Raw genomic sequence first — 12,863 nt, forward strand, 5'->3', positions numbered from 1 at the left:
CTCCGGTACCCTTGATGCGTGAACTGGTGGGTCGTGGGGATCGTCGTGGCGTTCATCGCCGCGATCGTCGTTGCCGTGAAACTCGGCTGGATCGACCTCTCCAACAAGGCCCAGCGCGGCTCGGGCACCATGAGCGGCGCCATCGGCGGCTCGTTCGACGAGATCTTCGCCCCTGCCCGCCACGAGGCCCAGCAGGAGCTCGACCGGCAGTCGCTCCTGCCGGCACCGGCGCCGCTCCCGGGCGATCGCGGCGACACCGGCTGGGAGGGCGGCAAGATCACGCTCGACCTCGGAACCGCGGGCAACGGACAGCGGGCCGAGGGCCGCGCCCCCAGCGAGGACGGCCGCGCTACCGCTGCTGCAGCGCCGCGTAGTCGGGGTTCTCGCTGAGCCAGCGCCGCACGTAGGGGCAGGTGGCGATCACCCGGCGGTCCGAGTTGTCGCGGACATCGTCGAGCGCCGTGCGCACGAGGGTCGATGCCATCCCCTTCTCGCGCTTGGCCTCATCCACCTCGGTGTGCGTGAAGACGATCGCGTCGTCGCGGAGTTCGTACTCGGCGACGCCGATCACCTCGCCGTCCTGCAGCAGCGCGTAGCGGGACTGATCGGGCTGATTCTCGACGGTCAGGCTCATGCCGCAACGCTATCGCGGCGCGCACCTCCCGATCGCGCGTCAGGGTCGGCCGTCATCGCTCGTCTCTTAAGGCACAGGCGCATCGTCGCCGTCGCCCCGACGAGAGGACTCCACCCGTGCACACCGTCATGCCCGTCTACGGCACCCGTCCCGAAGCCATCAAGATGGCGCCCGTCGTCCGTGCGCTGCAGCAGTCGCCGCTCTTCCGCCCGACGGTCGTGCTCACCGGGCAGCACCGCGACATCCTCGACCAGGTGAACACGACGTTCGGGGTGTCGGCGGATGCGGACCTCGGCATCATGACGCCGCGGCAGACCCTCCACGACATCACGGTCCGCACCATGACCGGCCTGCAGCCGCTGCTCGACCGGCACGTACCGGATGCAGTGCTCGTTCAGGGAGACACCACGTCGGCGATGGCCGCGGCGCTCGCCGCCTTCGAGCGCAAGATCCCAGTCGTGCACATCGAGGCCGGGCTGCGCAGCGGCGACCTCTTCGACCCGTTCCCCGAGGAGGCGAACCGTCGCATCATCGGGCAGATCGCCAGCCTCAACCTCGCCCCGACGGCGCACGCCAAGCGCAACCTCCTGGCGTCCGGCGTTCCGGAGGCGCGCATCGCCGTCACCGGAAACACGGTGATCGACGCCCTGCACCTCATGCTCGATCGTGCTCCCGCGTTCGGCGACCCGGCGCTGACCCGCGCCCTGGCGGGTGACGCACCGCTGGTGCTCGTCACCGCGCACCGTCGCGAGAACCACGGGGAGCCGATGCGGCGCATCGGGACCGCGGTGCGCGTGCTCGCGGCCCGTTTCCCCGACCACGTCTTCGTGCTCCCGGCGCACCCGAACCCCGCTGTACGCGAGCACCTGTTGGCGGCCCTCGGCACGGCGCCGAACATCCTCGTCACCGCCCCCGTCGCCTTCCCCGAGATGGTCCACCTGATGGACCGCGCGACCCTCATCCTCACCGACTCCGGCGGCGTGCAGGAGGAGGCACCCGCGCTGGGCTCGCCGGTGCTCGTGCTCCGTGAGACCACCGAGCGGCCCGAGGCGGTGCTGGCCGGCACGTCGCGGCTGGTCGGCACGCACGTCGAGACGATCGTCGACGAGGCGGCCGTGCTCCTGACCGATCCCGTGCGCCACGCCGCCATGGCGCACGCGGCCAGCCCCTTCGGCGACGGTCACGCGGCCGCGCGCACGGTGGCGGCTCTCGGCGCGCTCCTCGGCGGCGCCGAGCGCCTCCCGGACTTCGAGGCGGCGGACGCGGACAGCCTCTCCGTATCTCGGTAGCGGGTCGGTAGTTCCGCCGTTCTGGCCGGTGGGGCGCGGAATCGAGTCTGGGGTCATGGATCGGGAAGCCTCCCGGTCCGGACCCCGACCGAGGAGCCACGATGACCGCGACCACCGCCGCGACCGCGACCACGCGCCGTCCGACCGACCTGGAGCTGCTGAGCCTGGTGCGCGAGGGTGAGCACGCGCACTTCGGGGAGATCTGGAACCGCTACCAGGGCTGGGCTCACCACGTGGCCCGCTCGACCACGGCGCGGTACGACGCCGAGGACATCGTGCAGGAGGCGTTCGCGAAGGTGCTCACGTCCCTTCGTAACGGAAACGGTCCGCGGGAGGGGTTCGCCCACTACCTGCGCACGGCGATCCGTAACGTCGCCGCCACCTGGGGCGGGCGCGACTCCCGCGCCACCATGGTGCCCTTCACGCCCGACACCGCCCTGGGCAGCTATGAGTTCGAGGTCACCGACCTCGGCGACCTCGAGCAGCCGTTCCGTCAGCTGCCGGAGCGGTGGCAGCAGGTGCTGCACCTGTCCTGCCTGCAGGGGCTGCCGATGGCCACCGTGGCCGAGACGATGGGGATGACCGTCGGCGCGGCCACCGCCCTCGCCGCCCGCGCCCGCCGGGGCCTGCGCGAGTCCCTCGCCGCCACCCGCGACGACTACGCGGTCGCCGCCTGAGATGTCCGCCCCGGAGGATGCGCGCCCCGGCCGCGTCCTCCGGGCGAGCGGTCATCCCGCTCGCCGGTACTCCGCGTGATCGCTGTACCAGACGGCCAATTCCGTGCGGGAGCGGAGCCCGAGCTTGACCAGCGCGTTCTGGACGTGGGACTCCACGGTGCGGATCGACACGAAGAGCTTGCGCGCGATCGTCTTGTTGGTGTCGCCCTCGGCGACCAGCGAGGCCACCTGTGCCTCGCGTGGTGTCAGGCCGGGCGCTCCGGCCGCTGCCTGCGGGGTGCTCGTGCGGAGCCGCGCCTCGACGACATTCCGCAGGCCGAAGTCCACGGACTCGTCCTCGCTCAGCTCCATCCCGTAAGCGAACGCGCGCTCGAAGGCCGGATCGCCGAGACGCAGCCGGAGGTCGCGCTCCGTGGTGGCCCGATCGTAGAAGTAGGGCCCGTAGTTGGCGCGCACAGCCCCGGCCTCCCGCCAGCGTGCCGCCGCGCATCCCAGCAACGTCGCGCCGCGCACCGGGTCGGCCTTCTCCCTCGCGACGTCGGCGAGCAGCTCGAGCGCCTGGGCGACGCCGAGCCCGTTCCCCAGACCTCGCTTGAGCTGAAGCGCTTCGCGGGCGTCCGTCTCCGACATTGTGTAGTCGCCCGCGGCCGACGCAGCGGTGGCGCGGGTGGTCAGCACGAACGAGCGCTCGAACCGATCGCCGACGGCGGCACCCCGCTCGAGGAGCTCGTCGCCGAGTCGTCGTCCCTCCTCCCAGCGCCCCTGCGCCAGCAAGCGCGCCGCTAGCCGTTGGGGAACGTTGTGACGACCGAAGCGGTACGCCTCTTCGCCCTGCTCGCGCATCGCCTCCTCGAGGAGCAGCACGGCCTCCGCGTCGTCCGGCTCCGCCGGCTCGGCCGCGGCAAGCAGGGCGACCCGGCAGGCACGCGCATCACGCGGGTCTCCCGACGCGACCACCGTCTCGTATGCGACCCGCGCCGCGTCCAGCTCGCCGCGGGCGAGCCCGGGCTTCTCCGTCATGGCGAACACCCACGATCGCAAGGAGTGACCGAGCGATCCCCACGTGGGGGTCGCCGCGCCGGAGCCGAGGGCGACGCCTAACCAGGTACCCAGCTCATCCACACTGCCGTGGATCAACCACGCCTGCCGCCATGCCGTGCACGCGATCGTGATGGCGTCGTCGGTCCGGCCGAGCGCGGCGGCGGTAGCCACGGCCTGCCGGATGTTGGGGACGTCGCCCCGCAGACGTCGGAGGATCTCGCCCTGGTGGTCGGAGAACCAGTGGTCCTCCGCGCTCTGCAGCCGCTCGATCATGGACGCGACGAACTGCACCTGCGCCGCCTCGACATCCGCGCAGTGCGCACGCCCGAACTCCTGGATGGCCGGAAGGAGCTCGTAGCGCACCCCGTCGTCGTTGCGGCGCCGGTGGATGATCGACCGACGCAGCAATTGCTTCACCACCCGGGTGGCTCTCCCGGCGCCGGCGCTGAGCGCAGCCATCGCTTCGCCGAGGTCGAGGTCCCAGCCGGGGGCGAGCACCGACAGGTCCGCCCACACGCGCTGCTCCTCGGGGGGACAGCGGTCCCAGCTGTCCACGACGGCCGCCCGCAGCGAGCGTGCGGCGGGGTCCGCGGGCTCCAGGGTCTCGAGCTGGTCGTCCATGCGGTCGGCGAGCGTCCGGACATCCATGAACTGCAGTTGCGCGGCCGCCAGCTCGATGGCGAGAGGCACCCCGCGGGTCGCCTCGCAGATGCGCAGCACGAACGGGAGAGTGTCCGGGTCCACGGAGAACAGGGCGTCCTCGCGCATCGCGCACTCGGTGAACAGCCGGACGGCGTCGCTGGATGCGGCGAGCCGTTCCCAGGGGAACGGGCTGAGCGCCACCAGCGACTGCCCCCGGGTGGAGAGCGGCTCGCGGCTGCTGACGATGACCCGGAGGGCCGGACACGACCTCAGCAGCGACTCCATCAGAGCAGAGGTCTCGGCGACGGTGGCATCCGCGTTGTCCAGCACCAGGAGCAGGTCGTCGTCGCCGATGGCGGCGATCAACGAGCCGACCGGATCCGCCCCGGGGTCCGCCTTGAGCTCGTGCGCGATCGCTGTCGCGACCTCGCCCGACCGGTCGCGGAGGTCGACGTACCAGAGCCCGGCGACCGACCGCTCCATGCTGGCCGCGGCAGCGACCGCCACGGTGCTCTTTCCCACGCCGGGCGCGCCGGTCACGGTGACGAGCCGCGTGGAGCCCTGGAGCAGCCGGCGCACGAGCGAGGTCTCGTCGCGCCGCCCGGTGATTGGCTCGAAGCGCGCCGGAAGATGGTGCGTTGCGCTGGATGCGACCACGTGACCCCCCAAGGCCGCTCGCTACAGGTGCGGTTGGTAGGGGGCCCACGTCTCCAGGTCGTACTCGAGTTCGATGCCGGAGTAGAGCCGCACGACCCAGCGGTGCGAGTCGCCGCCGGCGTACTGCCCGGTGATGGTCTCGGTCACCCAGTCGCCCTGAGCGTTGCGGCGCCACCGGATGAGACCGACGTGCTCGCGGAGCCGCGGCGGGTGGGGCGGGTGGATGTAGTCCTTGTCGTCAAGCATCTGCGTGCCTCCTTCCGCAGCGGCGGCTGTCGGGGCCGCCGGTGTCGGTGACAACATGGTGCACCGCGAACGGGGGGATGCGCACTACCCATTTCGCGCGAATTTCATAACGTCTCCGGCTCGTCGAGACACCACTCCAGTTCGACGCCCGAACGCAGGCAGACTCGGACCGTCTGACCCACGATCACGACCCGTTCCACCTCCGGGTCGTCGAAGGCTCGGCGCCAGGCGCCGAGCCGGCGTGCCGGGATGTCGTCGCCGTCGTCCACACTCACCCCCGTCCTGCCCGCCGCCCCGGGCACGAGGCCAGCTTCTCCTGAACAGGGTGCCTTGGCTACGTGGATGAACCACTGCGACGCCCTCGGACCCACCGTTCGCGGCCGGAACTGTCTATCCCTGCCGATGCCGGGCGTCCACCATACCGATGTGGGAGCAGAGACGGGGGAACCCATGACCTCAGCCGACAACGGAAAAGAGCAGCGGCCGGGCCACTTCCCGGTGTGGGCGATCGTCCTCCTGGCGGTCCTGGGCGCCGTCATCCTGCTCGGCGCCGGAACGCTCGGCGGCCTCGCCATCCGGGGTGCCGGAACTCTGGGGAGTGCGCTGACGGCGTCGCGCGCGCCGACGGTGTCCACGCAGTCGGTGTGCGACGCGGAGCAGGTCGCCCGCGACGTCCTGCCGACGATCGTGACGATCGGAGTCTCTGCAGCGGACGGTTCCGGCGGCACCGGGAGCGGCGAGGTGATCACGTCGGACGGCTACATCCTGACGAACAACCACGTGATCGCACCGGCGGCCGAGGGCGCGGAGATCACCGTGCTCTACAGCGACGGCTCCACCCACCCGGCGAAGCTCGTGGGGCGCTCGCCGCGTGCCGACGTCGCAGTCGTGAAGGTGGATGCGTCGGGCTTGCCCGTCATCCAGCAGGGCGACTCGACCACCTTGCAGGTGGGCCAGCCGGTGGTCGCGCTGGGCGCGCCGCTCGGGCTGTCCAGCACCGTGACGACCGGCGTGGTGAGCGCGCTCGGCCGGACCGTGCCGGTGCAGAGCGACACCGACCGGAACGCCGTGCTGGCGGATGCGATCCAGACGGACGCGTCCATCAACCCCGGCAACTCCGGCGGTGCGCTGGTGGACTGCGAGGGCAGGCTCGTCGGCGTCAACTCCGCCATTGCGACAGTGCCCGGCGCCAACGGTGTCGCGGGCGGCGGGAGCGTCGGGATCGGGTTCGCGATCCCGGAGGCGGTGGCCATCCCGATCGCGCAGCAGATCATCGAGACCGGGAAGGTCGTGTACCCGACCTTCGGCATCGGCGTCGCTCCGATCCAGGCGGGACAGCAGGGCAGCGAACAGACGGGGCTGTACGTGCAGTCCGTGACGCCCGGAGGCCCGGCCGATCAGGCGGGGATCCAGCCGGGCGACATCATCACCCGGGTCGACGGGAAGCCGGTCGGCAGCATCGACGACCTGACGGCGATCCAGCTGACGCATCAGCCGGGCGATCAGGTGAAGGTGACCCACGAGCGTGACGGGAAGAGCACGACGACCGAGGTCACCCTCGGAAGCGGTTCGTAGCCGTCAGAGCGCCAGCTGCGGGTCGAAGCTGCTCTTGAAGCGGTCGATGATCCGGTAGCTGTCCGACGGGCCCGGCTCCTCGATCCGCACGGTGTCGTAGACGCGGAAGTCGAGCGTTCGCAGTTCGTTCAGGCGCTCCGACCGCTCGTTCAGCAGAGCCGACCGCAGGGGTTCTGCCGGGTCGCGCGGGATGAGCGGTGTGACGACCTCCCCTCGCCAGCCGTCGGTGATGACGCTGATCAGCCGCGCTGCACGCTCGCGCGGATTGAACGTGGGTGCCACGATCCTCATCCTTTCGAGTCACGGCGCCGCGTTGGGCGCACTGTGCTTATCGGGGGCACTGTGCTTGTCGGGCACTGTGCCGTATCGGGACGTGGAGTGGCCCAGTGCCTGCTGTACCCGACCACAGGCCGGGCCACTCCACGAGGAGACGGTGCATGCGCACCGCAACCCGGTGAGAGCGCGAAGCCCGATTCATGCTCTCAACCGAAGAAGACGCAGGTTCCGCCGGATCATGACGGGCTCGCCGTCAATCGCTCAGCTCCCACTGCGCCTGGATCTGCGCGGGCGTCAGCGCGACGGAGTAGACCGCGGCGTACGCGAGCTCTCCGGAGAACTGGTACCGGCTCGGGGTGTCCGGTCCCCAGTTGCCGAGGGTGTCGTAGCCGACACGCCAGAAGCCCGCGAAGTCCTCCGCGTGCGTGACGGAGGGGTCGCTCGCGACCGGTTCGCCGTCGACGTAGAGCGCCATCCCGGCGGGGGAGAGCGTCGCGGTCGCCTGGTGCCACCGGTCGTCGGCGTAGCTCCGTGCGGAGGCGACCGTGTGGACGGCCCCCGGGAACACACCGAAGACGACGCGGCCGTCGTCGGCCAGGAAGAGATGGCGGTCGTAGTGCGCGGACGGTCCACGCTCGGAGTCGCTGTATCCGATGAGGCGCCCGCCGCCGACAGCGGTCTTGAACCAGATCTGGATGCTGAACACGTCTGCGGGGTCACGGCGCGTCTGCTCGCAGAGCGACCACGTGCCGGCGGCATCGGGCCGGTCGTAGCGGGCTTCGCGCTCGTGGACGAAGTCGACGGCCGTCGGCGCCGCACCGTCGTCGAGCCGGTAGGCGAGCAGCGTGTCGTCGGCGGGGACGGACCGGATCGCCGCCTCGCGCCCGGGCGAGCTGGTCGGCGCGCCGGGATCGATCGGCGACGTCTCGGTGCCGCCGGTCTCCTCGGTGTTGTCGACCTCGGTGTTGTCGACCTCGGTGTTGTCGACCTCGGTGTTGTCGACCTCGGTGTTGTCAGCCTCGACCTCATCGGCGTCGGGAGGTGTCGACTCTTCGTCGGCGGGGATCTCCGCAGTGTCGTCCTGCTCCTCTTCGGACACCGCGCCGGGGTCCTCCGGCGCCGGTTCGGCCGGCTCCACGGCATCCACCGGATCGGCCTGCGCCGACGGCGTCTGCGTGTCCGTCAGCGCCGACGGGCTCTCGCCGAGCGCGGGTTCCGCCGGCTGGCTGCCGAGCACGGTTCCCGCCGTGAGCACCGCCGCCACCATGACGCTCGTGGCGACGGAGGCCAGGGTGGGGGATGAGCTCGCCGCGGTCGCGGCGACGGTCGTGAGGCCGGGGTGCTGGCTCGCGGCGGTCAGCAGACCCTTCACGCCTCCGCCCGGGAGGGACGGAAGCGCGCTCGGCAGTGTGGCGGCGACGGCGGCGCTCGAGCCGTGCACCCATTCGGTGTACGCGGCGGCCCCACCGACGCCCAGGACGAGCGGCAGGACGGCGAGCGCCAGCCGCGATCCGACCCGATCCGCCTCGCCGGCCGCGTCCGAGCACGACGAGCACTCCTGCAGATGACGCAGAAGCCGGCGTTGGTCGGTCTTCGAGAGCCGTCCGCGCACGTGACTGCCCAGCCGCTTGATGGTCCACGCGTGTGCGGGGTCACCCGGCCCTGCTTCCGCCAGGTGGGCGTTGATCCAGGTCTGGCGGAGGCCCTCCCTGGCGCGAACGGCGAGGGCGGACACGGCATTCGGCGAGAGGCCGAGCAGGGGAGCGACATCGCGGGGGGACATCTCCTCGACCTGCGTGTACCAGAGCACCTCCTGCCAACTGTCGGGCAGTGCGTAGAACGCCTTGGCGATCGTCTCGCGCTCGATCTTGTCGAGCGCGGTGAGCTCGCTGTAGGACCAGTCCTCCAGTGCATCGGGGTCTTCGAGATTGGGCGACGACTTGCGACGCGACCAGTCGATGGCGACGTTGCGCACGGTCGTTCCGAGGTAGGAACGGAAGCCGCTCCGCGGTCCATTGCCCTTCTCGACGGCTTTCAGGATGCGTGCGAACGCCTCGGAGGCGAGGTCGTCGGGCTCGAAGCGGTTGGTGATGGAGGTGGCCATGGCGCGCGCGGCGTTCCAGTGCCGCTTCCAGAGGACGCCGTAGGCCGCCGCGTCCTTCTCCCGGGCGCGGGCGAGCAGATCGGCGTCGGAGAGGTCGTCGAGTTCTTGGGTCATAAGGGTCGGGTCCTTACGGGCAGGGCAGGGGTTTACCTACCTAGACGGAGGGGGGACGCGATCGTGACGCGGCCCTGCGAAAAAAGTTCGACGGGATTACGGGGTCCCCCTCGGCAGAGACCCGCGCGGCCGCCAGGAGCTGACGCGAGCGTCATACCCGGCGGCCGCCTGCGGCTGCCGAGCGTCAGACGGCGGGGACGGTGTGCTGCCCCAGCCAGGGCAGCGGGTCGATCGCCTCGCCGCCCGGCAGCAGCACTTCGAAGTGGAGGTGCGCCCCGGTGGAGACGCCCGTGCTCCCGACGGCGGCGATCTGCTGTCCGACGCCCACGACGCTCCCGACCTCGACCAGGGGCGAGCCGTCGAGCAGGTGGCAGTAGCGGGTGCTCACGAAGCCGACCGGCGCGTCGTGCTGGATCACGATCTCGATGCCGCAGCCGCCGGAGTCCACGGCCACCACCTGGGTGACGGTGCCGGCCGCCGCCGCGACGACCGGGGTCCCGGCGGGCGCGCCGACGTCGATGCCGCGGTGGTTCGTCGATGCGCCGGCCGTGGGCGCCTCGCGCGGGCCGAACCCGTCGGTGATCGGCAGGCCGGGGTCCACCGGCCAGGCGGCGAGCGGTGCCACGGGCGCGGGAGCGGCGGGAGGCTCCTCGACCGGGGGTGCGACGACGGCGGCCTCCGGCGCGGCCGGGTCGACGCGCGGTGCGGGCGGGAGGTCGCGCAGCTCGGACCGGGTGTCCGGCACGATGCGCAGTGCCTGCGGCGTCAGGCTGAGCCCCTCCGACTGCGCAGCCGCGCGAGCGGGCGCCGCGTTCGCGCCCGCGGCGTTCGTCGCCCCCACGAGGAGGAGGGCGGTGAGAGCGGTGGTGGAGAGTCTGCGGAGCATCGCGGTCCTTCGGTTCGGGGATCGGTTCTCCGACGATCCCCTGCGCAACGGCCCCCGCGGGACCGTCGGACTACCGAACCACTACCTAGTCCGCGAGTGCGTACTCCGCTCGCGCATCCTCGCGTCGCGAGGCGCGGCCGCGAGTGGCGAGGTTCCAGAGACCGGCGACGAGCACCGCGCCCGCGACGCCGTTCAGGATCCCGCCGACGACGTCGGTCCCGTAGTGCACGCCGACGTACAGCCGCGACCAGCCGACCGCCAGGACGAAGAGCACGCCGACGACGATCACGAGAGCGCGGACGAGCGCGCGACCTGCCACCATGGCCAGCGCAGTCACGAGCGCGGCGGCGAAGACCACGTGGCCGCTCGGGTAGCTGAGCGTGGCGGGGGAGATGTGCAGGATGTGGGTCAGCCCGCCCGTCGTCGGCCGGGGCTGGGCGACGACCGTCTTGATGACCAGCGTCGTCAGCCAGCCCGCGCCGGTGGTGACGCACGCGCCGAGCGCTCGCCGCCATCCCACCGCGAACAGCAAGGCGACGAAGACGACGACCAGGATGGCGGCCACGACCGGGGGACTGTCGAGCCGGTCGAGCACCAGCGCCGCATCGTCGAGCAGCGGCGAGTAGACGCGGTTGACCGCCGCGTCGAGCCCGTCGATACGCAGCGCCGGGACGGCCTTGGCGGCCAGCCCGAGGGCGATCGTGACGGCGAAGAGCACGACGCTCCACAGGATCCAGTGGACGGGGGTGAGCAGCGACCAGGGGCGTGCGCGACGGGAGGCCATCCTCCGAGGGTAGGGACAGCCGTCCGCCGGAGCCTGGGGAAGCGCCCGCGGACCCTTCGAGGTCCCTCAGCCGAGAAACTTTGCACCGTCGGAAATAATGCAGTGCTGCACGATGTTAGTTGACTTCGGTCACCTAATTATCTATGGTTGATCGCAGTCAACCAATTGTGCGAAGGATCCACATGTCAACCACGCTCACCAGGGATGGGGCACCGGCCGCGATGTCGCACCGGCAGGTGCTCGAATCCCTCTCCGGACTCCTGCTCGGGATGTTCGTCTCGATCCTCGCGGGCACGGTCGTCTCGACCTCGATGCCGCGGATCATCTCCGAACTGCACGGCGACCAGACCGCCTACACCTGGGTCGTGACGAGCACGCTGCTCGCGACCACGGTGTCCACGCCGATCTGGGGCAAGCTCGCCGACCTGCTCAACCGCAAGCTGCTCATCCAGCTCGCTCTCGTGATCTTCGTCGCGGGCTCGGCGATGGCCGGCTTCTCGCAGGACACCAACATGCTCATCGGGTTCCGCGTCGTGCAGGGACTCGGCGCCGGCGGTCTGACCGCGCTCAGCCAGATCATCATGGCCGACATCATCAGCCCGCGGGAGCGCGGACGGTACATGGGCCTCTTCGGCGGCATCATGGCGGTCGGCACGGTCGGCGGCCCGCTGATCGGCGGCCTGCTCACCGACTCGGTCGGCTGGCGCTGGAACTTCTTCGTCGGTGTGCCGGTCGCGGTCGTGGCGATCATCCTGCTGCAGCTCACGCTGCGCCTGCCCAAGCGACCGGCCCGGAAGGTGCGCATCGACTACCTCGGCGCGATCTTCCTCGCGGGCGGCGTCTCGCTGCTGCTGATCTGGGTGTCGCTCGCCGGCAAGAACTTCGACTGGTGGAGTGCCGAGACCATGTGGATGGTCGGGGGCGCGATCGCGCTGATCATCGCCACGATCGTCACGGAGCTCGTCGTGAAGGAGCCGATCATCCCACTGGGGATGTTCAAGAACCGCACCTTCACGCTGGCGGTCATCGCGTCCATCTCGGTGGGCGTCGCCATGTTCGGGACCTCGGTGTTCCTCGGCCAGTACATGCAGCTGGCGCGCGGCGCGACGCCGACCGAGTCGGGTCTGCTGACGCTGCCGATGATCCTCGGCCTGCTGCTCTCCTCGATGATCGTGGGTAACCTGATCAGCCGGTTCGGTCGCTGGAAGGGCTTCATGATCGCCGGATCCGTGCTGCTGACCGTCGGGCTCTACCTGATGAGCACGATCGAGTACGACACGAATTACTGGCTGGTCTCCGTCTACATGCTCGTGCTCGGCGCGGGTGTCGGCATGGTCATGCAGAACCTGGTGCTCATCGTGCAGAACACCGTGCGGGCCGACCAGCTCGGAGCGGCGAGCTCGAACGTCGCCTTCTTCCGCAGCCTCGGCGGCACGATCGGCGTCTCGGTCATGGGCTCCATCCTCGGCACCACGGTGACGAACCTGATGACCGAGCGCAAGGACGACCTGATGGCCGCCGTCGCCAAGCTCGGCGCGAAGGGCGTCGAGGCGGCGAAGTCGCTGCAGAGCGGCACGCTGCCGGAGGTCAACACCCTGCCGCTGCCAATCCGCACGATCGTGGAGTCGGTGTACGGCCAGTCCGTCGCGGACATCTTCCTGGTGGCGGTTCCGCTCGCGGTGATCAGCGTCATCGCGATCCTGTTCCTGCCGAACATCCGCCTCGGCAGCAAGACCGCCATCGAGCGGATGCGCGAGGAGAACGGCGAGGGCGGCGAGACGCCGATCGAGGCGGCCGAGGTGAACGCGCTCGAAGTGGCCGAGGCGCTGATCGGAGCGCCGGCGACCGGGTCGGTCACCGCGGTCCGCCGCGAGGCGCCGGGCACGGCTCCGGCCGGGCCCACCGCTGGGAACGGCCGCTAGAGCAGCGCGTTATGAT

The 12,863-nt window shown here is 70.8% G+C and carries 13 protein-coding genes; 5 read left to right on the plus strand and 8 right to left on the minus strand.

Going from position 1 to position 12,863, the window contains the following annotated elements; all coding sequences use genetic code 11:
* Positions 1 to 18 precede the first annotated feature (18 nt).
* Complete coding sequence (locus tag J2W45_RS14320; RefSeq protein WP_310133088.1) at positions 19 to 390, plus strand: hypothetical protein; 372 nt, start codon at positions 19 to 21, stop codon at positions 388 to 390.
* Here J2W45_RS14320 and J2W45_RS14325 read toward each other — a convergent pair.
* A complete protein-coding gene (locus tag J2W45_RS14325; protein WP_310133091.1) occupies positions 350 to 634 on the minus strand; it encodes a GNAT family N-acetyltransferase in 285 nt (94 codons plus the stop codon). The two genes, J2W45_RS14320 and J2W45_RS14325, sit on opposite strands and share 41 nt — an antisense overlap.
* A gap of 116 nt (positions 635 to 750) precedes the next feature.
* Between J2W45_RS14325 and wecB the strand changes: the two genes are divergently transcribed.
* Positions 751 to 1,923: a non-hydrolyzing UDP-N-acetylglucosamine 2-epimerase gene (wecB, locus tag J2W45_RS14330; protein WP_310133095.1), complete on the plus strand. Its 1,173-nt coding sequence runs from the start codon at positions 751 to 753 to the stop codon at positions 1,921 to 1,923.
* Positions 1,924 to 2,024: 101 nt separating this feature from the next.
* Positions 2,025 to 2,600 carry an RNA polymerase sigma factor gene (locus tag J2W45_RS14335; RefSeq protein WP_310133097.1) on the plus strand — a complete coding sequence of 192 codons (576 nt, stop codon included), beginning with the start codon at positions 2,025 to 2,027 and terminating at the stop codon, positions 2,598 to 2,600.
* 51 nt (positions 2,601 to 2,651) lie between these two features.
* Here J2W45_RS14335 and J2W45_RS14340 read toward each other — a convergent pair whose 3' ends face one another.
* The 3 genes from J2W45_RS14340 to J2W45_RS14350 form a co-directional block, all read right to left on the minus strand.
* Positions 2,652 to 4,940: a helix-turn-helix transcriptional regulator gene (locus J2W45_RS14340; protein ID WP_310133099.1), complete on the minus strand. Its 2,289-nt coding sequence runs from the start codon at positions 4,938 to 4,940 to the stop codon at positions 2,652 to 2,654.
* A gap of 21 nt (positions 4,941 to 4,961) precedes the next feature.
* Positions 4,962 to 5,186, minus strand: coding sequence for a hypothetical protein (locus J2W45_RS14345; RefSeq protein ID WP_310133100.1), 225 nt, complete (start codon positions 5,184 to 5,186; stop codon positions 4,962 to 4,964).
* Positions 5,187 to 5,290: 104 nt separating this feature from the next.
* The gene (locus tag J2W45_RS14350) at positions 5,291 to 5,461 is read right to left on the minus strand and encodes a hypothetical protein (protein ID WP_310133102.1); all 171 of its coding nucleotides are present in this window, start codon (positions 5,459 to 5,461) and stop codon (positions 5,291 to 5,293) included.
* Positions 5,462 to 5,636: 175 nt separating this feature from the next.
* Here J2W45_RS14350 and J2W45_RS14355 point away from each other — a divergent pair, with 175 nt between their 5' ends.
* A complete protein-coding gene (locus tag J2W45_RS14355; protein WP_310133105.1) occupies positions 5,637 to 6,761 on the plus strand; it encodes a S1C family serine protease in 1,125 nt (374 codons plus the stop codon).
* A gap of 3 nt (positions 6,762 to 6,764) precedes the next feature.
* On the opposite strand, the gene J2W45_RS14360 is transcribed toward J2W45_RS14355, so the two are convergent.
* The 4 genes from J2W45_RS14360 to J2W45_RS14375 form a co-directional block, all read right to left on the minus strand.
* Positions 6,765 to 7,043, minus strand: a complete 279-nt coding sequence (locus tag J2W45_RS14360) for a hypothetical protein (RefSeq protein ID WP_310133107.1) — start codon at positions 7,041 to 7,043, stop codon at positions 6,765 to 6,767.
* Positions 7,044 to 7,290: 247 nt separating this feature from the next.
* Positions 7,291 to 9,255, minus strand: coding sequence for a sigma-70 family RNA polymerase sigma factor (locus J2W45_RS14365; RefSeq protein ID WP_310133110.1), 1,965 nt, complete (start codon positions 9,253 to 9,255; stop codon positions 7,291 to 7,293).
* 184 nt (positions 9,256 to 9,439) lie between these two features.
* Positions 9,440 to 10,141, minus strand: a complete 702-nt coding sequence (locus J2W45_RS14370) for a M23 family metallopeptidase (protein ID WP_310133112.1) — start codon at positions 10,139 to 10,141, stop codon at positions 9,440 to 9,442.
* 85 nt (positions 10,142 to 10,226) lie between these two features.
* Positions 10,227 to 10,925 carry a phosphatase PAP2 family protein gene (locus J2W45_RS14375; protein WP_310133113.1) on the minus strand — a complete coding sequence of 233 codons (699 nt, stop codon included), beginning with the start codon at positions 10,923 to 10,925 and terminating at the stop codon, positions 10,227 to 10,229.
* Between the two features lie 221 nt (positions 10,926 to 11,146).
* Here J2W45_RS14375 and J2W45_RS14380 point away from each other — a divergent pair, with 221 nt between their 5' ends.
* On the plus strand, positions 11,147 to 12,847 hold the full coding sequence (locus J2W45_RS14380) for an MDR family MFS transporter (protein WP_396427121.1): 1,701 nt from the start codon (positions 11,147 to 11,149) through the stop codon (positions 12,845 to 12,847).
* Positions 12,848 to 12,863 lie beyond the last annotated feature (16 nt).

It is taken from the genome of Leifsonia shinshuensis (assembly GCF_031456835.1).
GTDB lineage: Bacteria > Actinomycetota > Actinomycetes > Actinomycetales > Microbacteriaceae > Leifsonia > Leifsonia shinshuensis_C.